The following is a 24,429-nucleotide window of genomic DNA, read 5'->3' as shown; positions in this document are numbered from 1 at the left end:
TTACGGCGTGGCGATGTCGATAGCGGTGTCTGCTGGCGTGGGTGTTCGGTGGGCGGTGAGGAAGTTGTCGACGAGCCGGGTGCAGTCGTCGTGGTCGATGCTGCGTAATCCGGTGAGACGGGCGAACACGATCGGGCCGAGGAGTTCGATGATGGCGAAGGTGGTGTCGAGCTCGCCGAGCATCGCGCGGGCCTCGGGACTGGTGAGGATCTGGTCGAACGGGTGGCGGTACTGCTCGATGACGCGCGCGCGCAGCGAGGTGACCGCGGCCGGGTCGGGGTGGTCCTCGCCGATGGAACCCATCGCCAGCCAGGCCAGGGTGGTCATCTGCACCGGAGCCTGTTCGATGAGGTCGGCCTGGCTGGCGAGCAGCGCCAGGAGCCGCTCACGCACGGGCCCGGTGCCGGTCGGTGTGTCGACCTGGGGAAGTAGTCGTTCGAAAGTCGCCGCGAGCAGCTGGGTGGTGCTGCCGAAGTGCCGGTAGAGGGTGGCGCGGGCGACCTTCGACACGCGGGTGACCGCCTCGACGGTGACCGCCTCGACACCGCCGGTGGACAGCAGATGGGTGGCCGCGTCGAGCAACCGGTTGCGTGAGCGCGCCAGTCGCGGATCGGCCTGCTCGTCGTCCGCGGCGAGCGGGTCGGTCGCCGCCGGGCCTGGGTCGGTCATGGACGCGCCTTCCTCCGAATTCGTGTCGTTGAACTCTTGATATGGGTGAACTCTATCCCACCCCCCAACCACTATGATACGAATGGTCTCGTACAGATACCGTTGGTCTTCAAAGTCGGGGAGGTGCCGGTGGCCACACCCGGAACGGACACTGTCGAGATCGCCCGCTGGACCAGGGCCCAGTGGTGGATGCTGGCGGTGTCGTGCCTGGCGGTGGCGCTGGTGGTCGCGGCGATGGCGGCGTTGTATTCGGCGTTGCCGCAGATCGCGCTTGCGACCGGGGCCACCCAAGCCCAGCTGACCTGGATCGTCGACGGCTACACGCTGGTGCTGGCGTGTCTGGTGCTGCCCGCCGGCGCCGTCGGTGACCGTTACGGGCGCCGCGTGGTGCTGGTGGTGGGGTTGGTGGTGTTCGCCGCCGCCTCGGCGCTGCCGCTGCTGCTGTCCGACCCGGCCTGGTTGATCGCGACGCGCGCGCTGGCCGGGGCAGGCGCCGCGCTGGTGATGCCCTCGACGCTGTCGATCCTCACTGCAGGGTTCGCCCCCGCTCATCGCGGCCGGGCGGTGGGGATATGGGCCGGGGTCGCCGGATCCGGGGCGATACTGGGGATTCTCGGTGCCGGGGTGCTGCTCGAACGATGGTCGTGGCTATCGGTGTTCGTAGGGTTGACCGTGGCCGGGGCGGTGCTGGCGGGGTTGGCGTGCACCATCGCCGAGTCCCGCCAGCGCGAGCATCCGCAGGTGGACTGGGTGGGCGCGGTGGCGGTGGCGGTCGCTGTCGCGGCGATCGTGTTCGCCGTGATCGAGTTCCCCGCGCGCGGCTGGGCCGACCCGCTCGTCGCCGCCGCCGCCGGGGTCGGCGTGGCCGCGACGGCGGCCTTCGTGGTCGTCGAGCTGCGCTCGGCGGCGCCGCTGCTGGATGTGCGGTTGTTCGCCCGCCGTGGTTTCGGTGCCGGGTCGCTGTCGGTGACCATCCAGTTCCTGGTCACCTTCGGGGTATTCCTGCTGCTTGTGCAGTACCTGCAGCTGGTCTTCGGTTACGGGCCGCTGGCCTCGGCGCTGGCGTTGGCGCCGATGGTGGTGCCGCTGGTCGTGATCTCGGTGATCGCGCCGTGGCTGTCGAGCCTGGTCGGGTTACGGGTGATGACCGTGGCCGGCCTGCTCACCATCGCCGCCGGGCTGGTGCTGGTGAGCCGGCTGACACTCGCCGCGCACTACCTCGACCTGCTGTGGCCGCTGCTGATCATGAGCGCGGGCCTGGGATTGTGCACCGCGCCGGCGACCTATGCCATCGTCGCCGACACCCCCGAGGCCAAACACGGGGTCGCCGCCGCGGTCAACGACGCCGCCCGCGAGATCGGCGCCGCGATCGGGATCGCCGTGGCCGGCAGCGTGCTGGCCGCCGGCTACACCCACCGCATCCAGCCCGCCCTGCCCCAGTTGCCCGAGCCCGCCCGCGGCCCGGTCGCCGATTCCCTGGCCGCGGCGCTGCAGGTCGCCGACCAGGCCGGACCGGTGGCCGCACCGCTGGCCGAGTTCGCCAAGGCCGCGTTCGTGCACGGCAGCGGCCAGGCCGCGCTCGCCCTGGCCGCCCTCACCACCGTCGGGGCGATCGTGCTGGCAGTACTGGCCCCCGGCCGCGCACCACGCCGCCGATACATCTCGACCATTTCCCCCGCAAAACACGCTCCCTTCTCGTGAAAGACGCCCGTCATGACGGCCTATCGCACGATCATCGTCGACACCGACGGATCCGACCGCTCCTACCGTGTGGTCGACCACGCCGCCGAACTCGCCCACGCCACCCACGCCCGGCTCCTGATCATCTGCGCCCGCCACCACATCGACGCACGTGAGCTCGGGGCGGACCTCGACCGGCTCGGACCCGACGCCTACCAGCTACGCGGCACCACTCCCACCGAGGCCATCCTGCGGACCGCCCACCAGCACGCCCTCGCCCACGGCGCCACCGACATCGAAACCCACATCCTGTCCGAACCCGCCCCGCACGCGCTGCTGCACCTGGCCGCCGCCACCGGCGCCGACCTCATTGTCACCGCCGATCCCCACCGGCCACCGCTGCTGGCCCGGCTGCTGACTACCCCACCGATCGAGCTCGCCCGCAAAGCCCACTGCGACATCCTCTTCACCACCGCACGGTAGACACACCCCACAGAAAGCGCCCATGACCGAGAACACACCCAGCACCCATACACCCGAGCCCCGACAGGTCCCGGACTGGATTCCCGCCTTCCCTGTGCTCGCACCCGACTCCGCCGACCTGCCACCCCACCACGACCACTGCCTCGGCTGCGGACCGGCCAACCCCCACGGCCACCAGCTACGCGCCCGCCGCGACGCACACGGCGTCCACGCCCACCACCGCTTCGACTCTCGCCACGTCGGCGCCCCCGCGATCGCCCACGGCGGCGCGGTCGCCACCGTCCTCGACGAACTGTTCGGACTCTTGCTCTACACCGTCGGGGAACCCGCGGTCACCCGCCACCTTGCCATCGACTACCTCGCCCCGATCCTGCTCGACACCCCTTACACCCTCCGCGCCCACATCCACGCCCGCGACGGCCGCAAACTCCACCTGCAAGCCACCATCGAAAACGACCACGCCCACGTGATCACCACCGCCACCGCCCTGTTCCTCACCGTCGACGTCAACCACTTCCTCACCCACAACACACCCCCACACACCGATAACACCCCCTGACCTGTTCCGTAACCGGATCGGCCACCGGAACACCACGCAGAGCCAACGTCGGCCCAGCTCACCGGTGTTCCGTAGAGGTGTTCCGCTGACTGTGCCGGTCAACCCCCGCTATCTGGAACACTTTCGGCATGGGTGAGCCGTTCCGCGTCGGATACTGCCGCTGCTCCACCGACGAACAAGACGTCGAGATCCAAACCGAGCAGCTATTGGCGCTCGGAGTGCCGCGTGAGCGGATCTTCATCGACAAAGGGTTCTCCGGGACCACCCGCAAGAACCGGGCCGGGCTCGACAACGCACTCGCCGCCGTCACCTCCGCCGCGGCGGCCATCGACGGGCGACAGGTAGTGCTGACCACGCCGAAGTTCGACCGATTCGCACGCAACATGGCCGAAGCAGGCCAGACCCTGACCGAACTGCGCGAGCGCGAGGTGCTGTTCGGACTCGGGAGCTCGATCTACGACTGGAACGACCCGTTCGGCAAGCTCTTCCTGCAAACCTTGGCCATGGTCGCCGAATTCGAGGCCAACCTCAACCACCTACGCACCCGCGAGGGCATGGCCAAGGCCCGCGCGAAAGGCAGGCTCAAGGGCAAGCAGCCGAAACTTCCTCTCACGGCACGGAAAACAATCCACCGCCGCTACCACGACCCCGCCGACGACGCGAGCCTGGCGGACCTGGCCGAGGAATACAGCGTCGGCCGCTCCACCATCCACCGCATCGTCAGCAGTGCTGCACCACGAGCCTGAGAATTCACCAGCCTGTCGTCAGGATCCCGCTACTTTGCACTTCCTGACAACCTTGGGTTGCGGGCCCTTACGTCCCACACGAGTTCTGGCCCGAATCGGATCGTCGGCGAGCTGGGCGGATACGCCGCGCCCGCCAGGAGCCGGTGGCGAGACAGACGATCGTTTCGACCCAACAGGCCGAGCGGATCACCGACCGGGCACTACGCCATATCCGCCCGATTTTCGGCAAATGCTACGGCTACCCCGTCAACGCGGCCACTCGCTGGGCGGTGGGCAGTCGGCGGGCGATGGCACCCATCGTCTCGGCCGCGACACCGCCGTCGAGCAGTGCCAGCCCGAGCATCGCATCGCGGGCGGTGACATCGGTGACGAGAACGAGTCCGGTGCGCGCTGCGAGTGCGGCATCCGGTTCGGTGCGGGTGCGCACCGCCTCGGCCAGCTCTTCGAGGACCGAGCGGGCGAAGTTGTCGCCGAGCTCGTCCTTGGCTGTGCGGGCGTGGGCACGGTCGCTGAGGGTGACCGTGCCCACGCGGCGGAAGCGTGCCTCGATCTCGTCGCGGCTGCCTGCCACGGTCTTGCCGAGAACGGCGTAGGTGGCGGCAACCTCGGTGGCGTTCGGGGCGGGGATGGTGCCGCACTGCAACGTCTCCACCTCGGTCCACTGCTGGCCGTCGTCGATGCGCGGGGTGTAGTAGATCCCGCTGACGTCCATGCCCAGATCCAGCAGTGCGGCCTTGGTCTTGCTGCCTTCGGCGATCACATCGGCGAACGGTGTGCGGTCGGTGACGATGACGACGATGACGCGATCGGATTCGCCGGTCTTGGCCAGTGCCTCGGCCGACACGGCGAGCTGGCGCGCACCGAAGTCGCGGCGGGCGGTCCACACGAGCCGGTCACCGCGGAACAGCAGCAGCAGGGTGGACAGCTCGGGGGTGAAGCCGAGGATGTTCGGCACAGCGGCGATCAGCTCGCCGATTCCCTTGATGCGGATGCGCTCGGACATGAATGCGTTCTCCTTCGTTGTCGGGCGGGCCGGCGGCCCGCCGGTTTGGTGAGTGGGTGTTGCGCGCCGGGGCCGCTCGCGGCCCCGGCGCAAAGGGGGCGGGTCAGGCGCGGTCGATGGCGGCGTCGATGACCGCTTTGATGCGCGAGGTCCGTACGCCCCGCGCTTCGGCGTCACGCAGCAACTGCGAGTGGCGGCGCAGCAGATCCGAAATCCTCGGTCCGGTGGAGACGTTGCGGATCACTGCCGCAAAGTCGTTCCCGAGACACTCGGCGCGTCGCAGGATGGCGTCGACGTGATCGTCGCGCCCGGCGAACGTGTGCTTGGTGGTCATCGCAACTCCCCATGCTCGAAGTGAGAACCGGCGGCGATCGGGCCGCCTGTTCTTTGCCCTTTCTGGCATGGAGATTCAGACCGGCTGTAAGGCCGCGGAGTGCAAGCCGGGGGGCGAAAAGTTTCGGAGGAGCGAAGCGGGGGAGAAAGTTTTCGAGCCGTAGGCCGCGTCAGCGCCCCCGGGTTGCGCGCAGCGGCCGGCCGGTCAAAATCGGAAGGCCAGAAAGGGCAAGGGCAAGTTCTTTTTCAGTGCGGCGCGCCAGCGCCGCTCGATTCGGTGGACACCGAAGGTGGCCTGGCGGCGCTGCTAGGGCGCAGCTTCGGCACCGCTGCCGTTGGGCGGTGTCCGGGGTGTGCGCTACTGTCCCGTTCGGCGGTATCCGGGGGGCCGCTGCGCCTCAACTTTCGGTGCGAGAACTCTTCTGGGAGTTCTCGGCCCGGACTCGGTGACTCGGGAGATCACCGGGTTCGAGGCGCAAGCGGCCCCCTCGATGCGCAAGTGCTGTCGGCGGCCCTTGCCCGCAGTGGGTCGGTCTGACCAGCGGCCTCGCGCACGCTGACCAGCGGCGGCAGGCCGATGCTTCCCGAAGGCCGCCGCCGACGCCCCTCCACCGGCCTGCCGCACATCCGATCATAGCGCTCGTTCGAAAATATGTGCGAATATCGGCGGTGTGGGATCCTGCGAGCGCGCTCCGAAGCTGTGCCCGAACGGGCGTCGCCTGGGGCCGGGCCGCGTCGTAGTGGGATGGTGGCCGTGCTCGTGCGAGACGGCCCACCGGCCGTCGGGAGCGACCGGGCACCGCACCTACCGGTGCTCGTCGTGTGGTGCCGAGATCCTGATTCCACCGCATACCGGTATACCGGCGCCCGCGACACCCCGAGCACCCACCCGAAGACAAACTCTTCCGTAAGCGCCGGATCGCCATAGAAGATGATCCTGATGCAACGTGTAAAGCAGGTATTGACGCCGCAGCGCGTAAAGGTATCCTTTACGGGTGAGGATCGTGGATTCGGCGCGCAAGCACGGGATCGGTGATGACGACATCGTCCACGCGTTCGACGAGGCGATCCGCTACGTCGAGTACGAGTACGACGGCGAGGAACGGCTGTTGATCATCGGTCCCGACACTGCGGGCCGGTTGCTCGAGCTGGTGGCCGTACCCGCGGGTGAGCCGACCCGGATCATCCATGCCGATCGCCTTCGGGCGAAGTTCTACCACTACCTGAGGTGAGCACCATGCAGACCGTCAAGCGCAGCGACACCGATGTGACCGGACTCGACCAGCTCGATCCGGCCGTCACCGACGCCCGCGATGCCACCCATGTGCGGCGGATCATCGCCGCCCGCAAGGCCCTGGCCGCCGCCGAGGCCGAGCTTCGGGCCGCCGTGGCCGCCGCCCGAGACGCCGGTGATTCCTGGGCCGTGATCGGTACGGCACTGGACACCACCCGGCAGGCGGCATACCAGCGATTCGGAGCGAACAAGTAGACTTTCCGTGCCCGGCGCATCGACCGGTCACCGAGCGCCCTCGGGCGCTCCTGCATGGTGCCCCGAGGATGTCAGGGCAGCAAACCGTGCGCGCCGGACGGCGCCGCTGATGGTGTCAGCGCACTGCTCGATTGGTCCGCGACTGGCCAGATCCTGCCTCGCAGATGTTGCCTCGCCACCGCTGCGGCGGCTCGTCCCTTGAGCCTTGACAGATCGGTCAAGAACCTCTCGGGAATATCGGGAAGCCATGTCAGTCGATGTCGTAGCCGGCCTCGCGGGCAAGGATCTTGGTGATTTCCTCGAAGGTCTTCGTGCCCCGGATCAGATCGACCAGCAGCTCTTTGTCGGCGTCGCTCATCTGACGGCCTTCGATCGCCATGATCGGTTCCATCGCCGCGATGTCGGCGCGGGCTTCGGCTTCGGTGACGTGTGGTTCCACAAGTTCCCCCTGGTCGGTGGTGGGGTGGGGCAGAACCTGGATCGGTTCTGCCCCACCGCTGGTGACGAGCTTGGAGGCGCGGTCAGACGGCGCGGCCGTCTTCGTATCCGTCTCCACAACCGGCTTCGTACTGTTGCATCGGATGCATCGGATCGGGGTGCTGCTGCGGTCCGGTGCTGGTGAGATCGCGCCTGCGCAGTGGGCGCACGTCGCCGGCCGCCCGCAGCCCTTGCGCGAGCGTGTCGTCGAGTTCGAAGGTGTCCTCGCCGGTCGGCACCGCGTCGGTGGGTTCGAGCACCGCCTCGGTCGGCTCCACGACTACATCGGTTGCCTCTGCGACACCCTGGAGTGCTTCATCGTCAACTCTGGTTGTTTCTGCGGCACCGTCGGTGGTGTCGACCTCGGTGCCGGGGGGTTCGACGGTTGTGGCGGACACTTCGGCTTCGAGGCGTCCGCGGCGGTCCATGCTGGCCTGGTGGATCGCCTCGCGGGGGATGTCCCGGTCGGCGGCGAACTTCCCGACGGCGCGGACGGCGGTGTTGAACGCCTCACTGCGGGTGTTGACGGCGGCGCGGTCGAGCGTGCCGTCGCCGTCCCAGGCTTCGAGGTGCCACTGCCGGTCGTCCCAGTACACCCGGGCGCCGGGCCGCCCGCTGTCGGCGTCGAAGCCGTACTGCCAGAGCGCTTCGCTGGCGTCGAGGGGCACCCACGGCTGGGCCTTGCGGTCCGCTTCGCGCTGTTCGGCGCCGTCGAGCCATGCCTGCCGGGCTGCGGCCATACGCCCCGGCACCGATGCGAGCAGGTCCTGTTTGCTCATCCCCTGGTGTTCGGCCCACGCATCGGTGGGGTTCAGGTCGAGGGTCCACTTCGGGTACTGGCCGTCGGCGGCCCGCCGCTCCCGGTCCTGGCGGGCTCGGCGCATCGCCTCGGGGGAGTTCTCGCGGGCGTTGACCTCGAGCCGCAGCTCTTCGGCCCGCAGCTTCGCGACCTCGAGTTCGGCGGTGTCGGTGAAGGTGAGTTCCGGCTCGGCCTCGGCCTCGGCGAGCCGGAGACGGTTGTGCTCGATCCGCGCCTCGATCTTCGACACGTGCGTGCTCGCTTTGCCGGCGAGTTTGCGGATCGAGGTCAGCATCGCCTGCGCTCCGCTGGAGCGTTCGAGAACGTTGTAGAACCGGTCGCGCTCGTACCAGCTCGTTTCCTCACCGACGGTGATGTAGAACTGCCCGATGACCTGGGTGTAGCCGAGGGTGAGCGGCACTCCGCCCAGACCGCCGAAGACCTTCTCGTCGTTGGTCTTGGTCACCTCGCCCGCGAGCCGGGTCAGCGAGCCCCGCAGCGCGTCGGCCAGGTCCGCGGTCTGCGAGTCGGGGATCTCCCGGCCGTCGAAGTGCCACGTCCTTGCGGCGCGGTCTTCGATGCCGGTCCACGCTTGAAGCTTGGCGGCGGTCTCGCGCACCTCGGGCAGCCGATTCTCGTCGGCGGTGATCGACCGTCCCAGCGCCCGGATCGCGGCGCTGCGGGCGGCGTTGGCGCTGTGCACGGCGTCGCGTCGGGCTTCGAGCGCGGCGACCTTCCGGTCGGCCTCGACCTGCTCGACGAACACCGGATCGCCGGTGGCTGCGGCCTTGCTCTGCGCCCACGAGACGGTCAGGTCCCCGCCGACGTCCTCCATCGTCGGCGGCACATCGGCTTTGCGGATCATCGACACGAAGTTCGACTTGCGGGCCACGTACTGGTACATCATCGCGTCGAAGGAGCGGCGGGCGACCATGTTGACCACGCTGACGCTCTGGTGGACGTTGCCCTGACGGATGATGCGGCCCAGCCGCTGTTCCATGTCCGCAGCCGTCCACGCCGGGTCCATGTTGATCATCTGTTTGAGCGCCCGCTGGACGTTCAAACCGGTGCCGCCCTTCTTGGTGGAGGTCAGCAGCACCCGGATCCGGCCGTCGGTGCACGCTTCGACCAGCCTCGCCTTGGCCTTGGGGCTGTCGTAGTCGTGCATGAACGCGATCTCCTCGGCCCTCATGCCTCGCCGGACGAGGGCGTCGCGCAGCTCGGTGTAGAGATTGCGGGCCCGGGGGCCGGCGCCGGCCTTGGGGGTGCCGCGGTCGCAGAACACCAGCTGGAACACCCCGGTCATCTCGGGGCCGTACTTGTCGGCCGGGATGCGCAGGTCGGCGTGGTCGCGGTGGACCTGCCAGATCAGCTCGGCGGCGTGTTCGATGCGGCTGTGCTGCGGGTCCGGCGGGGCCAGGTTCGCCAGCGCGGGATACATCGTCAGGTTCCGCCCGTCGGTGGCGATCTTGAGGCTGTTGTCCAGGTCCATCCGATCGCCCTGGATCATGCTCATGCGGACATCGAGGTCGGCCATCGCGTCGATGGCGTCCTGGCCCATGTCGAACTCCACGATCTTCGGGGTGCCGCCGTCGAGGACGGGCAGCCGCACCGGGATCCGATCGGCGGTCACCACGTCCCGGAACTGGTCGAGCATCGCCACCAGCTGCGGGACGTTGGCGTATTCGGCCATGCGCGTGCGCATCTGGATGCGGGTGGCGGTGGTGTTCATCTCCGGCACCGACACCGGCTTGGCGAAGGTCCCCGCCCAGTTGTCGATCCGTCCCAGGCCGGCGGCGTGCAGCAGGTCCGGGCGCAGGTACTTGGTCATCACCCAGATCTCCGACAGCGAGTTGCTGATCGGGGTGCCGGTGGCAAACGCGATCGCCTTGGCCGGCGCGTGCGCCATGCCCTGCTCGGCGTTGCGGGCGCGGGCCTTCTCCCGCAGGTACTTGGCTTTCATTTCCAGGTCGGTGGCGCGTTGGGAGCCGGTCGGGACCGACAGGTCGGCGCTGTTGGATGGGCGGGTGAGGTTCTTGTAGTCGTGGGCCTCGTCGATGAACAGGAAGTCGCAGCCCGATTGCTCGAAGGTCAGCCCGTCGTCGGTGGCCTTGGCCGCGATGATCTTCTCGATCCGGGCCTCGGTGTTCTTGATCGCCTGCTCGATCTGCTTGACCGTGAACTCCGCGCCTTGGTTGTTGGCGGCGGCGAGGGCGTCGCGCAGTTCGGCGAGTTCGCTGTCGAGGTACTCGATCTGCGCTTCGCGGCGCAGGGCGATGCGACTGAACACCGACTGGGGCACGATCACCAGGTCCCAGTCGCCGACGGCGGTTTGCCCGACGAAGCGTTGCCGGTCGTCGCGGCCGTCGAGTTCGGAGGCGACGAGGATGTTGGCGTTCGGGTAGGCGTCGCGGGCCTCGACCGACCACTGCGCGAGCAGGTGGTTCGGCACCACGATCCACGGCTGGCGGATTTGTCCGAGCCGTGTGGCTTCCATGCACGAGGCGGTGATCGTCAGGGTCTTGCCGGCCCCGACGACATGGTCGAGCAGGATCGTCTCGTCGTGCAGGAACCGCTGCACGGCCGCGGCCTGATAGTCGTAGGGCGTGTACTTCGGGTTCAGCCCCGGAAACGACTTGCTGCGGCCGTCGTGGACCGGTTTGACGTAGGAGTTGTAGCGCTCGTTGAATGCGCGGGCCAGGCGCAGATAGCGGTCGCCGTCCTCCCACAGCCACTTTTCGAACCGTTCTTGCAGCGCCGCGGCCGAGGCATGGGCCTGTTCGGTGAGCTTGACGTTGAACCGCGGCTTCGGGGAGCGTTCGAGCTCGTCGGCGGTCTTGAGGATTTGGACGGGTTTGTTGTTGGCGAGCAGCTCGACCATCTTCACGCCCGGAAGCCGGTCGGTGCCGTACTTGTCCGGGTAGCCGCCGGACCATTCGTGGCGGCTCTTCTGGTCGGTCCCGAGTTTCCAGGTGCCGGTGACCGTGTCGTGCTCGACGGTCAGCCGGTCGTCGCGCAGCCCGAACTCCTGGACCAGGAACTGGCGGTAGTCCTCGACCGGAATCCAGGTCGCGCCGATGCGCACCCCGATCTCGGCGGGGTCCACATCCGGCGGCACGACCGTCTCGAGCGCCTGCACCAGCGGCGCGTAGCGGGGATCGGCGGCGGCCTTGACCTTCGCGAGTGCGAGCTTGTCGCGGACCTGCCCGGACAGGGCGACGGTGGCCAGCTCCCATTGATCCGCGTCGTGCAGGGAGGGGTAGATCCGGCCCTGGGCCTGCTCGAGTGCGTCCTCGACGGACACCTTCAGCAGCTCGGCGACCCGCTGCGGGGAGATGTGCCCGAGCTCGTCGAAGCTGATCGCCAGCGCCTCGTCGACATCGGCGGCGCTGGCGGTCTGGTCCTTGAACGGGGTGGTGTCCTCGGTGAAGATCGCCGTCTTGGTCGCCACCGCGTCGGTGCCGTCGAAGCGCGACTGGAAGTTCTCGATGGCCAGCACCATGCCCAGGCGTGGATCGCGGGCGATCGCGCCTTGCAGATGCGCGGAATAGCGGCGCGGTTGCGGCTGCTCGGACGCCTTCTCGTACAGCTCCTCGTACACCTGGTCGGGGATCGACCCGGTGTAGGGGCCGGCCTGCGCCGGATCCAGGCCGTCGGCGGCGGCTTCCTCGCGGCCGGTCTTGAGCCGCCACTCGGTGATCGCCTTGTCGAGGCGGGCGGTGATCTTGTCGTCCGACAGCGGGGTCGGTTCGGTGAGCTTGAACCGGTTCAGCGGCCCCCACCGGCGCACATAGCCGTCGTAGAGCGAATTCAGCCGGCCACGGATCACGTCCCGGTCGGCGGTGGTGTGGGTGTGGGAGCGGCTGGCCTCGGACAGCTCCATCACCGTCTCACCGAGAGCGATGAGCACCTTCCACTGCTCCGCGAGGTCCTTGCCGCGGCAGGTCACCTCGGTCCAGCCGCGACCGAGGGTGAACTGCTCGAACCGGTTCTCGGCTTCGTGGAAGCGCATCGCACCGGGCAGCACCTCGTTGGAATCGAGGTCGGCGCCGGTGCGCAGCCCCGGCGCGGTGAACGCCTCGACCGCGGCAGGATCCGGGGCCTCGGCTGTGAACCCGAGCCCGCGACCCCGGGCCTGGTCGATGAGCGGATCGAGCTGGCTGCGCAGCTGCGCCGCCAGCGGCTTTGTGGTGGTGGGGGCAACGCGCAGCGATCCCCCGGCGTACATGCCGCCCCCCACCGTCACGGTGCCCAGCACCCGCTCGGGATGCTTCGCGAAGTACGGGTTGATCCACGTGCGGGCGGCTTCGCCGGTCCTGGCGTCGACCGCGGCGACCTGGACGGCGGGCTGTGCCCAGTCGAGGGTGTCGGCGGTGGGGGTGGCGCCGTCCTCGCGGCGGCGGAAGATCAGCACGTCGGTGACCACCTCGGTGCCGGCCTGCCGGTCGAACGCCCCGGTGGGCAGGCGCACCGCCCCGATCAGATCACCCTGGGCGGCGATCGCGGCGCGTTGGTCGCCGCTGCGGGCGTCCGAGGTGAACATCGACGTCACCACGGCGACGTAGCCGCCGGGAGCCGTCAGGGCCAACGATTTGGCGATGAAGTGGTTGTGGATCGACAGCCCGCCGGCGTTGTGGATCGGATCGACCAGGGAAAACTTGCCGAATGGGACGTTGCCGATCGCCCCGGTGAACGTGGCGGCGGGGGCGAAGTTGCGTTCGAAGCCGTGGTTGCGGATCTGCTGCGAGGGATACAGGTAGTGCGCGATCTTCGCGCTGATCGGCTCGATCTCGACGCCGACCATACGCACCGACTCCGGGGCGGTGCCGACGAAGTGACCGGCCCCGCAGCCCGGCTCGAGCAGCACCGCACCGTCGGGCAGCCCGGCGCGCTGCACGGCCCGCCACAGCTCTGCGACGATCGCCGGGTCGGTGTAGTGCGCGTTCAAGGTGGTCTGGCGGGCCTGGGCGAAGCCCTTCTCCCCGAGCAGATCGAGCAGCTCGGCGTGCTCGTCGCGCCACTGCGCGAGAACCCTCGGGCGTTCGTCGAAGACCTCCGGCACCGCTCCCCAGCCGGACCACCGCGCCAGCACCGCTTGTTCGTCGGCGGTGGCCGGTCGCTGCTGGTCGTCGAGCTCACGCACCAGACGCAGGGCGTCGATGTTCGCCCGTGCCCGAGCCTTCGCCCCGGACGGGACCAGCACCTCGGTGCCGAGATTGAAGTCCCGTGCCTGCACATCCTGCGGGGCGGGACGCACAGCCGCGGCGGCACCGGCGGGCCGCTCACCCTCGGGCTCCGCAGCACGGTCGCCGGTCTCGGTGACGACCTCCGGCTGCTCGCCTGCGGCCGCGGCTGCGGCGGTGGCTGCGGCGGTGGCTGCGGCGGTGGCTGCGGCCGACGGCTCGGCCGCGCCTCCGGCTGCGGCAGCCTCCGGCTGCGGTGCCGTCTCAGCCTGCGGTTCTGCGATCGCGGCGGATTCGTCTTCGGCGGCCGGTGCGGCGGCCGGCCCGATGGGGCCGACCATCAGACGGTCGTCAACCGCCCATGAGGTCGCGGCGGCATCACGGCCGGCCTGGGCCGCCGGTTCGGCAGGAGCCGACTCGGCCTGTTCGAAGATCACCGCGCCTGTGTCATCGACCGCAGGCGCTACAACTCGAGGGGACGGCGGCTCGGCCTCCTCGCTGATCCGTAGTTGTTCCGCCTCCGCCTCCCTCTCGGCGTCGGCCTCGGCAATGTGCTCCGTGTCGAGCTGCTCGCCCTGGCGTGCTGCCGCGAGGTCGGCGCGGGCGTCGGCGATCGCGTCCCGCAACGTCAGCTCGGGTCGGGGCTTGCCACCGACGTACGTGATGGAGGCGGAGCTTTTCGGTGCCCGTCGGGAGCCGATGGTGATGTGCCGGCCGGCGGGATCACCGACGACCACCTCTCCCGCCCCGGCGAAGGTCAGGTCGGTGGGGGTGAGGCTGTAGAGGTCGTCGCCGGCCGCCCGGATCTCGCGCAGGACCTGCGGGTCCACGTCGTGCGCGAGCGTCCAGTGCAGGTCGATGCCGAGGGATTCGAGCAGGTCGACCTCGGCCGGGAAGTCGCTGCGCAGCTGGTCGATGATGCCGCTGCGCACGTCGTTGATGAGTGAATGGTCGGCAGCGGCCGAGCCGGATTGGCTGTACTGCCACAGCAGGTCCGCCCGGGCGGCGGCGTGGTAGAACTCGTTGTTCCGGGCGTAGGCGTTGGACCTGGACAGCACGGTGGCGCGGGCCTGGGCATAGGGGCGGTAGACACGCTCGATCCACTCCGGGATCGGGATGTTGCCTGCTTCGAGCAGCGCACCGACCGCCACCCGTGCATTGCGGCCGCAGGTGACGAAGGTGCCGCCCCCGTCGAGGGTGTAGTCCCAGCCTCGGGCCGGGAGATAGCTGACCTTGCTGGTCAGGCGATCGTTCAACTTCAGGGCGCAGTATGCGGCTCCGTCGCTGAACCGGGCGGCAAGGTCCGATGCCTGGGGTGCCGGCAGGTTCGGGAGGATGGTGCCGCGCATCTCCGCAGCCAGCCGGGCGGCGGGGATGTCGGCGGTCGCCGCGACGAGATCGGGGCGTTCCTCGGCCATGACCTCGAACGCGGTCTCGATGCCGATCTCGATGAGCGGGGTGCGCGTGTCCATCGGCAGTCCGGCCCACGATCCGAGGAGCGGGTCCCGGCGCGCGTGCATGGTCATCCACGCCGTCCACTGCGCGGCGGTGTCCTGATCCCAGGTCAGCTCGGGGCCGTGGATGCGCTCCCACTCGGCATAGGCCCGCTCGTACAGCTCGGCCGGCAGCGGGTGGTTCTCGAGCAGGACTTTCGCTGCGGCCTGCCGCAGCGGGGATGCCTCGCGGGCTGCGTCGGCAATCAGCCTCTGGGCCTCGGCGCGGGCCACGGCCGGCAGGTACTCCGGGCGCCGGCCCTCGACCTCGGCGATGAGCCTGGGATCGACAGCGACCTCGGCGATCAAGGCGCGGCGTTCCTCGGCGGTGGCCTCGCGGCGTCCCTGCGCGACGCCGTCGAACCACCGGCTGCGGATCTCGTCGCGGGCCTTGCGGCGGCGCACCGCCTCGAGCGCAGCAGCGACCTGCGGGTCGGTATCCGGTTGCGGCAGGGTCAGCGGGTCGTCCGGGTCGTAGGCTGCACGGCCTCGCGCCCACCATTCATCGACCTCGACGGTGGCGGCCTGGTCGATGCCGTCCTGCACGGCGTCGACGTGCTCGCCGCGCTGGGCGGCGGTGGCGGGTTCGGCCGGCTCCCGGGTGTCGAGCACGGCCTGGGTGGTGTCGAGGAAGTCCTCGGTGATGTGGCGTTCTTCGCTGGCGCGGGCATCGACGATCGTGTCGGTGACCTCGGCGGTGACCGGGTGCTGCACCGGCTCTCCGGTGCGGGCCTGCCAGTACGCCTCGGCGGCGCGGTGCCCGAGTTCGCCCAAGCGTTTCGGATCGGACAGGATCGCCCGGCACACCAGGAACATCCCGTCGGTGAGCGAGTCCCGATCGGCCATCAGATCGGCCAGGGCGACCTGCGCCTTGACCTTGAAATGAATCTCGGCCCACGAAAGGAACTGCGCGGCGGTGTTGACCTGTGGGTTCGCGGCAGCATCGGCCTCGGTGTCCGGCTCGGCCAAGGTCTCGAGCAACCGACGCTCGACCTGGGCCAGCGGATCGATCACCGGCCGCGGCTGCCGAGCCTGCCCGGCCTGCGGTTCCCCGCTCCGGGACACCCCGGCAGCGGCCTGGTCCTCGGGTGCCGGCTCGGCCGGCGCCGCGGCCGGGATGAACATCGGTCCCGCGGGACGGCCGGTGAACTGGGCCTGCGGGAGGTTGCCGGCCAGCAGCGCGGCGATCAGGTCGTGGGCCTGGCCTTTGGTGAGGCCCGCCTCGACCACGAACGGCGCGGTCGTCTCCGCTGCCAGACGCTCGAGGGTGCGGAGCTGACGGGCGGTGGCCGGGTGCTCACGCCACGCCGGCTTCGCGGCCGCGACCTCGCGCACCGTCCGTTTGGGAACGGCCTCCGGGTTGATCCCGAAAGCGTGCAGCTCGCTGCGCAGCCGGTTCTCCTGCGCCCGCAGCTCACGCCAGCGGCCCCGCAGACGTTCGAGGCGCTCGGTGAGCGTGGCGACGCGCTGACCGTTGAGGTCGATACCGCGCTCGAGGCCGAGTTCGTGCGCCCTCGCCAGGGCCGTCCTGGCTTTGACCAGGCGACCGCCGAGTTTCTCGGCCTGCGTTTCCAGCTCGACGAGCTGATCGCGGACCTGCGCCCACTGCGCCTGGATCAGAACGGCAGATCCGGGTCCTCCGGCGGGTTGCGGCGCATCTCGTCCTCGATCAACGCCGCCAGTTCGTCCGCCAACGGGTCGCGGGAGGTCATCGGCACCGGTTGGTTGTCCTCGATCCGCTGCGCGATCAGGGCCTTCGCCAACGTTCGGAACCACCCCGGCTTCGCCAGCCACACCCGTTCCACGACTCGTACCGCGGTCGGGTTCGGTCGCACGTTCCGTGTCCGCCACCGCTCCGGGTCCTGCGCTGCCCGGGCGGCTTCCCAGTCCTTCTCGATTTCCTGGTCGGCCCACTCCTCGAACCGCTCCCACGACTCCCGCATCTCGGGTGTCACCTGCGGATACAGCTCGGTGGCGAGCACCATCTCCCGCGCCGCCCGCCACGCTGTTTCCTTGGCCTGCACCACGTTCCAGTACGTCGCGTCCGGCGCCGCCGGGTGCGCCTGCTCGAACTGCTCGGCCGCGTCCTCGGTCATCTGCTGAAGGCGCAGCGCTTCCCGGTCGATCCGCTCCTGCTCGGTCGCCGGATCGAGCCCCAGCCACTCGACCAGAATCCGCCTGGTCTCGGCCGCGATCCGCAGGTCGATCCCCTCGACCTGCGCCCTGAAATCCTCGCTCTGCGTCACCGCTGCGTCCTCCTTGATCCTCGGAACCGGATGTGCCCCGCGGGGCGGCTTGCTCTGCCACACGACCTCCTCGACTGCGCCCGATCCCGGGCGTAGTTCCCCCCTGTTCCGCAAGGGATTACAAGGTCGATATTACCATCAAGATCAGCGAAAACCGCATCTGACCTGCGGTTTTCCTCTTGTCGTCCGGTGCGGGCGTTACGGCAGGCGGGCTGCGCGAGGGGTGGCCACAGCAACCGCCAGAACGAACAGCAGCGGGAAGATCATCAGTCCGCCGAGCCCGGCGAACACCGCCCGGCCGGCCCTGCCGTAGCGCCGGTACGAGCGCGACGCGCACACGGCCGCGCTCACGGTGGACAACAGATTGAAGATCGACAGGATCACGAAAAAGCCCACAATCGAAGTCCCTTCGTCGGCGTGTTAGGCCAGGGGTAGCTAGAGATCGAACAGGGAGAACTGGTTCTTCGCGGCCGCGGCGTCGGTGTCGCGTTCGTACCGTTGCGCCATCAGCCGCGCCGCTTCCGGGGCACAGCCGATCTCCTGCGCGACAGCGTGCCAGTCGGCACCGTCGGCGTTCATCTCCCAGGCGGTGCGGTGCAGCTCGTCGTCCATGCGCGCGTCCTCCTCCGTGTCGGCCGGCCGTTGGTTGTCTATTTTGCAATATTATTGACTGGACTGCAATTGACGCCGACCCCACGGCAATGAGGACCAGGCACCCGCATAGCCTTCTCATGTAACAGTTCAACCGGGAATGGCAGGGAGCAGGATGAGCGACGAGTCCAACGTGCTGGATCAGTTGATCTCCCGCGTTGACGACGACACACTGCGCGCCCGTCTCGCCCACGAAGTCGACCTCTTGCGCGGGTCTCGCCGATTCGGCCTCGTCTTCGACCGGCACCTGCCCGAGTCCGTCCGACTACCCGACCACCCCATCCGCAAGGGCATCCGCGTCGCGCTGCGCGACGAGTCGTCTGCCGCGACCTGGGTCGTCGATCGGTTCACCGACCGCACCCGCGAGGTCGCAGTCCTCACCGGCGATGGCGGTGAGCGGCACATATCCGAGCTGGTAGTTGTCCGCGAGTTCGGTGAGCCGATCTACCCGGGCCTCCGTTCAGTTGAGCGCATCGAGAACGGACCGGCCGACGCTCCGTGGCACGTCGTGATCAACGGCGAGAACTTCCACGCCTTGCAGGCGCTGCGGTCCACGCACCGTGGCAAGGTCGACCTGATCTACATCGATCCGCCCTACAACACCGGCAACGACGGATGGATCTACAACGACCGCTACGTCGACCAGAACGACCGGGCGAAGTCATCGAAGTGGTTGTCGTTCATGGAGCGTCGGCTCCTGATCGCTCGCGACCTGTTGAAGCCGACCGGCATCCTCTTCGCAGCAATAGGGAACGACGAACATCATCGTTTCCGGATGCTGCTCGATCAAGTCTTTGGTGATCGAAGTTTCATTTCGGACATCGTTTGGCAGGGCGGCACCGACAACTACGCAAAGTATATCTCGAACAAGGCTGACTACATGTTGGTTTACGCCAGAGACAAGGATGCCCTCGACCACGCTGAAACGTCGTGGCGGGAGCCGAACCCGCTGGTCGAAGCAGGGCTGGTTGCAGGAGAGCGGATCTGGGAGGAAAGCGCTCACAATCCGTCCGTTGCGGCCAAGGCAATGAAGAGTTGGTGGGAAGGGGCCTTGGCGAATGCGGCAGAGGTGCCGACCAAGACCATCAAGCGGTACGTCAACTTTGACGAGGACGGCCGTATCTACTACGGGGCGGATGCCGGTGCACCGGAGCGTCGATCGAGCAGGTGCTTCAGGCAGCTGCCACATCCGGAATCCGGGCGACTCTGCCCTGCACCGAAGAATGGGTGGCGTTGGGACGAAGATGAACTGATGCAGCGCCTGAAGGATGGACGAATCCTGTTCGGTTCTGACCACACAACGGTGCCGCAGCGGAAGTCATATCTTGTCGACCTAAACCAGACGATTGCCAGATCGGTTTTTGAACGCGATCGTCGAGCCGCCTCTCTGCGACTCGCAAATATTCTCGGCGACAAGCGCTTTCCGAACCCGAAGGACCATCAAGTCCTTATGCGCTGGTTCCGCATGACCGCCCCGCAGGATGCCGTAATCCTGGACTTTTTCGGCGGATCCGGCACGACGACCGAAGCTGTGATGCAGCTCAATGCGGAGGATGGCGGCACCCGTCAATCGATCCTCGTGACCAACAACGAGGTCGGTGCGGTCGAAGCCAAGAAGCTCAGAAAGTCCGGTCTTCATCCGGGCGATGTCCAATGGGAGGCGTCCGGGGTATTCGAGCACATCTGCCGGCCCCGGATCTCGACCGTGGTCACCGGTAAGCGTCCGGACGGCTCGTCTTACTCGGAGGGACTCGCGGCGAACGTCGAGATGTTCGACCTCACCTACCTCGATCCCGGTATGGTGCGCCGCGGACACGAGTTCGAGTCCGTGGCCCCGCTGATGTGGCTCGAAGGCGGTGCCCGCGGACCCCGCATCGACGAAGTCCCCGAGGAAGGCTGGGCACTCACCGGCGCGTACGGCGTTCTGTTCGACGTCGACGTGCTCACCGCATTCGCCGAGGCCGTGACCGACGCCGCGACCAGTGGAACGCCCCCTGCGGTGGTGTTCGTCATCACCGACTCCGAGGCCGAGTACCAACAGGCCGTCGAGCGGCTCCCGGTCGGGATCGAGACCGTCCAGCTCTACGAGGACTACCTGTCGAACTACACCATCAACATCACCGGTGGTGGGCGGTGAAGTTCACACTGGAGCCGTACCAGAGCACCGCGGTCGAGTCGGTGCTCACCCACCTGGCCAAGGCCCGAGCCGGCTACCTCGACGACGGGGAGCGCACCGCCGTCGGTCTGACCGCGCCCACCGGCGCCGGCAAGACCGTGATCGCGACGGCGGTGCTCGAAGGGATCTACAAGGGCACGCCCACGCGGACTCCGAACCCGGACATGACGGTCCTGTGGATCACCGATGACCGCTCGCTCAACGCGCAGACGATCTCCAAGATCACCCAGGCCTCGGGCGGATCGATCGACATCAACCGCATCCGCTTCCTCGGCGAGGTCGACCACCGCACGCTCGAACCCGGTCACATCTACTTCGTCCACATCCAGGCGATGCAGAAGAACTCGACGCTGCACGCCGTCCGGCCCGACGGCACCCACAACGACAAGCGCACCCACGGCGCCTGGGACATGATCGCCAACACCGTCCGGGAACGCGGCGAAGACTTCCTGGTCATCTGGGACGAGGCGCACCGCGGCTCGGGCACCAAGAACACCGACCGCAAATCGATCGCCGGCACCATCGTCGGCGGGGGCACCACGAACATCGGCACCGTCCAGCCGCCGGCCCCGGTGGTGCTGGGCATCTCGGCGACGCCGGACCGATTCCAGGCCGCCATGCAGGCCGCGGACCGCACCATGCGGCTGGTCGAGGTCAAGGCCGGCGACGTCCGTGAATCGGGTCTGCTCAAGGACCGCATCCTGCTGCGCAGTCTCGGCGAGCCGCAGTCGGCCGACAACACGATGCTCGCCCTGGCCGTCGAGGACCTGAAGTCCTCCGACCAGGCGTGGCGCATCCACCACGCGACCACCGGCGACCGGCCGGTCGAGCCTTTGCTGGTGGTCCAGGTCGAGCAAGGTCTGTCTCCGGCGAAGGAGGAGGCGCGGCTCGCCGAGATCCTCGCGGTGATGGAATCGGCCTGGCCCGTGTTGTCGGACTACGCCGTCGCCCACGCGTTCGGCGACCACGGCCAGTACAAGGTCGGCGACAAGACCGTCCGATACCTCCCGCCCGAGGCCATCTCCGGGGACGACCAGGCCCGCGTGGTGCTGTTCAAGTCCGCGCTGACCACCGGCTGGGACTGCCCGCGGGCCGAGGTGATGATCTCCTTCCAGAACAAGGACAGCTACACCGAGATCGCCCAGCTGATCGGACGATTGGTCCGCACGCCGCTGGCCAAGCGTGTCGACGGCGGCGACGACCGCCTCAACGAGGTCGCCGCGTACCTGCCCGGGTTCCGCACCGAACACGTCGCCCGCGTCGTCAACGCCCTGACCGAGGACGAGACCGTCGAGGTCGACGTCGTCGTCGCCCCCGCCGTGTGCGAGAAGTCAGCCGATGTGCCCCCCGAGCTGTTCGATCTGCTCGACTCTCTCCCGTCCTACACACGGCAGAGAACAACGTTCAGTTCCCGTACCGCCCAGCTGATGCGCCTGGCCGCCGCCCTCACCGAGCACGACCTCCTCGAGCAGGGCTCGGCCAAGGCCAAGCAGTGGATCGTCGACCAGATGCGCGCCGCCGACGGACAGCGCAGCAGCGAAATCGACGCCAAGGTCGAGGACATCATGTCCCTGACCGTCAGCACCACGATGGTCGCCTACGGCGAGGCGATCATGCAGAGCGTCGGCAGGTCCGCCACCCCCACCAACGAGCGCGACCTCGAGGGCTACTTCCGGAAGGCCAAACGTCTGCTCCCGGACGGCTCGGCCAACTGGTACTACAACGACCTGTGCGATCGAGGCGAGGACGACATCGACGCCTCGGCCCGCCTGGCCGCGATGGCCGACCTCGGATTCAAGACGGTCATCGAGGAACAGGCAGCGGCCCTCATCGACAACTGGCGTCAGCAGCACGCCGCCAAGGTGTCGGCGAAACCGCGCCATGTCCGGGACCAGATCGAACCGCTGTGGCACCTGGGCGGAACGCCGATGCTGCCGACCACGGTCGCGGTCCGCGACGCCTACCCAGCAGCAACCGAGAAGGTGCGCGGTGCGACCGTCGAGCCGATCGACACCTACCCCTTGCACCTCTACGTCATCCCGGCGGGCAAGCCCGACGCCGGCAAGTTCCCCGTCGACACCTCCCGCTCGTCGTGGGAGCAGGAAGTCCTCGCCTCCGAACTCGACTCCGACACGCTCGTCGGCTGGTACCGCAACCCGTCATCCGGCCGGCACGCGTTGGCCGTGCCGTACGAGTTCGGCGACAAGCACCAGCTCATGCACCCCGACTTCCTGTTCTGGCACGACGACGGCGACGGCCAGTACGTCATGGACATCGTCGACCCGCACCGCTTCGACCTCGCCGACACCTCGGCCAAGTGGTCCGCGCTGGCACGCTACGCCCAGGACCACGCCGACCGCGTCCGCCGCTGCCTCGCCGTCGCAAAGGTCGGCGAATCGCTGCGGGCCTTGGACCTCACCGCCCCCGGCATCGACGAACGCATCGCCGCGGCCACGAATCAGAACCTTCTCGAGGCGATCTTCGTCGCCGAAGGGGTGTCGTACCCGTGACCACCCCAATACCAACTGGAGGATGAGAGTGGGGCAGCCGAACAGAGGGCGTTTTCTCGACCGACCGACCCCCTGGGTGGACCCACCCCCGCCGGGACCGACCGTTGTCATCGACATCGATGGTCCACTGGCCAAGATGGACGCGTTCACCTACCTGATTTAGGCCCCCAAGTACAAGGACCGGGACTGGAAGGCCTTCCACAGGCACTTCAGCGACGCCGCGCTCAACCGGCCCGGCGGCCGCCTCGTCCGCGACCTTGCCGGCGCGGGCTTGACCATCGCGTACACCACAACGCGTCTCGGCGCGTTCATGCCGACCACGGACTACTGGATCCGGCAGAACTCCCTACCTCCGGGACTTATCGAGTGCCGCGACTTCTGGACCGACGGCACCGTCCGCCCAGCCCTCGACATCAAGCGCCGGCATTGGTGGAAATGGGTCGACAAGTACGAGGACCGGTCACCGGTCGTGGCCTGGATCGACGACGACCCCGAGGCTGTGGCGATGCTCGCCGAGCAGGGCTGTCCGGCCTGGCAGTTCGACCAGCTCGTCGGCGAGCATCGAGCCGGAAACCTGCTGCCGACGATCGAGCGCGGCCCCGGCCCGCGGTCGAGTTCGCCGAGCAGCGCGCCGCAGCCCGCCCGATTTTCGACGAGGCCGAAACGGTCCGCCAACGCACACACCCGAAATGGCAGCAGGCACACGCAGCCCGCATGAAGCAGCAGCGGCAGAAGGAACACCGCCAACGGCTCGCCCAGGCGTGACCGGCGACGGTCGACTGTCCTCGCCGGCACCGACACCGGTCCTGACGAGGCACTCGCGTGGGCGGAAGTGACCGGGCGTCCGGCGCCCCGGTCCGACGGCTCTCCGCGGGTGGTGAGACCGGTGTGGGGTGGGTGTGGGGCCGGGGTGTACCGTGGCCGTCGGTCACGGGCGGTCACCCCGAGCGTGCGGGCCGTGCGCCCCGGCCTCTCCCCCCCGACGCCGGGGCGCTGGCCTTTTCAGTATGTATATGTAGTAACCCCCCGACGGCGGGGATCAACTCGCTATCCATGTACAAGCGGGAAACAGCACGTCCGCTGGTACGTTGCGAGACTCTTCCTAGATTCGTGGTGAGCGGATCATGTGACGCGACCAAGAACGCGGCCGGCGCGAGCCAGCTTCTCGCGCTCGCGATCCGCGGCGCGGGCGGACGCTGATCGTCGGCGCGAGTCGGCACGAGCACGTGAATCGACAAGCCGCGCAACCGTTGACGGATGCCACCGTCCGCCGCGTTTCGCGGGCACGCCAGCGTCGTTGAGGCGGCGGGCGATAGCTCGCACGCCGACCCCTTCGGCGGCCCAGGCACGCATCTGGCGCAGGACAGCAGCTTCCTGGGGGTGCTCGATGAGCTGGTGATCGACAACACGCTGACCGTAGGGAGGCGATCCTGTTGCGTATCCGCCGCTTTCGGCCTTCTGCCGTCTCCCTGATTTCAGGCGTTTGACGATCAGCCCACGTTCGAGCTGGGCGGCGGCTCCCATGACCTGCCGGACGAACGTGCGCATCGGATCGTCGTCGTCGTCGGGGAGGTGTTCTCCCCGGTCGGCGGTGAAGAATCGCTTTCCGTGTGCCCACACCACCGACAGGATGGCTTCCTGCTGGGTGAGGTGGCGGGCGAGGCGATCGAGGTTGGGAGCGAGTAGGGCGTCGACCTTCCCATCGGTGAGCATCTGCAACGCTTCGGCCAGGCCGGGGCGTTCGTCGTCACCGGCCTTTCCGGTAACCCCCTCGTCCCGGCACATCCTCACGATCCGCATGTTGTGTGTGCGGGCGTAGTTGCGGCAGTCCTTCTCCTGGACGTCGAGGCCATAGCCCTCAAGCTGCGTTCCGGTGCTGACTCGGCAGAGCACGACTACCCGGATCGGACGCGGTTCGTGGGTTACCGTCAT

The 24,429-nt window shown here is 68.4% G+C and carries 18 protein-coding genes; 9 read left to right on the top strand and 9 right to left on the bottom strand.

Going from position 1 to position 24,429, the window contains the following annotated elements:
• Nucleotides 1-669 carry a TetR/AcrR family transcriptional regulator gene (locus ACWPQI_RS24955; RefSeq protein WP_006554624.1) on the bottom strand — a complete coding sequence of 223 codons (669 nt, stop codon included), beginning with the start codon at nucleotides 667-669 and terminating at the stop codon, nucleotides 1-3.
• Nucleotides 670-798: 129 nt separating this feature from the next.
• On the opposite strand from ACWPQI_RS24955, the gene ACWPQI_RS24950 reads away from it, so the two are divergent.
• The 4 genes from ACWPQI_RS24950 (at nucleotide 799) to ACWPQI_RS24935 (ending at nucleotide 4,137) form a co-directional block, all read left to right on the top strand.
• Nucleotides 799-2,370: an MFS transporter gene (locus ACWPQI_RS24950; RefSeq protein WP_039583601.1), complete on the top strand. Its 1,572-nt coding sequence runs from the start codon at nucleotides 799-801 to the stop codon at nucleotides 2,368-2,370.
• 12 nt (nucleotides 2,371-2,382) lie between these two features.
• Nucleotides 2,383-2,832 (top strand): universal stress protein, encoded by a 450-nt coding sequence (locus ACWPQI_RS24945; protein WP_006553198.1) that lies wholly within the window; start codon nucleotides 2,383-2,385, stop codon nucleotides 2,830-2,832.
• Nucleotides 2,833-2,854: 22 nt separating this feature from the next.
• Nucleotides 2,855-3,391: a PaaI family thioesterase gene (locus tag ACWPQI_RS24940; protein ID WP_006553199.1), complete on the top strand. Its 537-nt coding sequence runs from the start codon at nucleotides 2,855-2,857 to the stop codon at nucleotides 3,389-3,391.
• A 128-nt stretch (nucleotides 3,392-3,519) separates the two neighbouring features.
• Complete coding sequence (locus tag ACWPQI_RS24935) at nucleotides 3,520-4,137, top strand: recombinase family protein (RefSeq protein WP_006553200.1); 618 nt, start codon at nucleotides 3,520-3,522, stop codon at nucleotides 4,135-4,137.
• Nucleotides 4,138-4,375: 238 nt separating this feature from the next.
• Here the strand turns inward: ACWPQI_RS24935 and ACWPQI_RS24930 are convergent, their stop codons facing one another.
• Nucleotides 4,376-5,140 carry a DUF4192 domain-containing protein gene (locus ACWPQI_RS24930; RefSeq protein ID WP_474738871.1) on the bottom strand — a complete coding sequence of 255 codons (765 nt, stop codon included), beginning with the start codon at nucleotides 5,138-5,140 and terminating at the stop codon, nucleotides 4,376-4,378.
• A 103-nt stretch (nucleotides 5,141-5,243) separates the two neighbouring features.
• Nucleotides 5,244-5,474, bottom strand: a complete 231-nt coding sequence (locus tag ACWPQI_RS24925) for a hypothetical protein (RefSeq protein WP_072815170.1) — start codon at nucleotides 5,472-5,474, stop codon at nucleotides 5,244-5,246.
• A gap of 994 nt (nucleotides 5,475-6,468) precedes the next feature.
• Here ACWPQI_RS24925 and ACWPQI_RS24920 point away from each other — a divergent pair.
• Nucleotides 6,469-6,705 carry a BrnT family toxin gene (locus ACWPQI_RS24920; RefSeq protein ID WP_072815168.1) on the top strand — a complete coding sequence of 79 codons (237 nt, stop codon included), beginning with the start codon at nucleotides 6,469-6,471 and terminating at the stop codon, nucleotides 6,703-6,705.
• A gap of 5 nt (nucleotides 6,706-6,710) precedes the next feature.
• Complete coding sequence (locus tag ACWPQI_RS24915) at nucleotides 6,711-6,962, top strand: hypothetical protein (protein WP_072815224.1); 252 nt, start codon at nucleotides 6,711-6,713, stop codon at nucleotides 6,960-6,962.
• A gap of 250 nt (nucleotides 6,963-7,212) precedes the next feature.
• Here ACWPQI_RS24915 and ACWPQI_RS24910 read toward each other — a convergent pair whose 3' ends face one another.
• The 5 genes from ACWPQI_RS24910 to ACWPQI_RS24890 all read right to left on the bottom strand — a co-directional run bounded on the left by ACWPQI_RS24910 (nucleotide 7,213) and on the right by ACWPQI_RS24890 (nucleotide 17,772).
• Nucleotides 7,213-7,518 (bottom strand): hypothetical protein, encoded by a 306-nt coding sequence (locus ACWPQI_RS24910; protein WP_238071864.1) that lies wholly within the window; start codon nucleotides 7,516-7,518, stop codon nucleotides 7,213-7,215.
• Nucleotides 7,484-16,249 carry a helicase-related protein gene (locus ACWPQI_RS24905; RefSeq protein WP_474738870.1) on the bottom strand — a complete coding sequence of 2,922 codons (8,766 nt, stop codon included), beginning with the start codon at nucleotides 16,247-16,249 and terminating at the stop codon, nucleotides 7,484-7,486. The genes ACWPQI_RS24910 and ACWPQI_RS24905 overlap by 35 nt, the downstream gene beginning before the upstream one ends.
• 281 nt (nucleotides 16,250-16,530) lie before the next feature.
• Nucleotides 16,531-17,160: a hypothetical protein gene (locus tag ACWPQI_RS24900; protein WP_072815219.1), complete on the bottom strand. Its 630-nt coding sequence runs from the start codon at nucleotides 17,158-17,160 to the stop codon at nucleotides 16,531-16,533.
• Nucleotides 17,161-17,358: 198 nt separating this feature from the next.
• On the bottom strand, nucleotides 17,359-17,544 hold the full coding sequence (locus tag ACWPQI_RS24895) for a hypothetical protein (RefSeq protein ID WP_474738869.1): 186 nt from the start codon (nucleotides 17,542-17,544) through the stop codon (nucleotides 17,359-17,361).
• A 51-nt stretch (nucleotides 17,545-17,595) separates the two neighbouring features.
• Nucleotides 17,596-17,772 carry a hypothetical protein gene (locus ACWPQI_RS24890; RefSeq protein ID WP_169918105.1) on the bottom strand — a complete coding sequence of 59 codons (177 nt, stop codon included), beginning with the start codon at nucleotides 17,770-17,772 and terminating at the stop codon, nucleotides 17,596-17,598.
• 154 nt (nucleotides 17,773-17,926) lie between these two features.
• On the opposite strand from ACWPQI_RS24890, the gene ACWPQI_RS24885 reads away from it, so the two are divergent.
• From ACWPQI_RS24885 to ACWPQI_RS24875, 3 genes are all read left to right on the top strand, one after another.
• The gene (locus ACWPQI_RS24885) at nucleotides 17,927-19,948 is read left to right on the top strand and encodes a site-specific DNA-methyltransferase (protein WP_072815167.1); all 2,022 of its coding nucleotides are present in this window, start codon (nucleotides 17,927-17,929) and stop codon (nucleotides 19,946-19,948) included.
• A complete protein-coding gene (locus tag ACWPQI_RS24880; protein WP_072815166.1) occupies nucleotides 19,945-22,497 on the top strand; it encodes a DEAD/DEAH box helicase in 2,553 nt (850 codons plus the stop codon). The genes ACWPQI_RS24885 and ACWPQI_RS24880 overlap by 4 nt, the downstream gene beginning before the upstream one ends.
• 271 nt (nucleotides 22,498-22,768) lie before the next feature.
• Nucleotides 22,769-23,215: a hypothetical protein gene (locus ACWPQI_RS24875; RefSeq protein ID WP_238072205.1), complete on the top strand. Its 447-nt coding sequence runs from the start codon at nucleotides 22,769-22,771 to the stop codon at nucleotides 23,213-23,215.
• A 404-nt stretch (nucleotides 23,216-23,619) separates the two neighbouring features.
• Here ACWPQI_RS24875 and ACWPQI_RS24870 read toward each other — a convergent pair whose 3' ends face one another.
• Nucleotides 23,620-24,429 (bottom strand): recombinase family protein, encoded by an 810-nt coding sequence (locus ACWPQI_RS24870; protein WP_072816378.1) that lies wholly within the window; start codon nucleotides 24,427-24,429, stop codon nucleotides 23,620-23,622.

This window comes from Rhodococcus sp. LMD, assembly GCF_056108245.1.
Note: the sequence above shows the minus strand (reverse complement) of the source record. Positions and strands in the feature narration are given on the sequence as shown.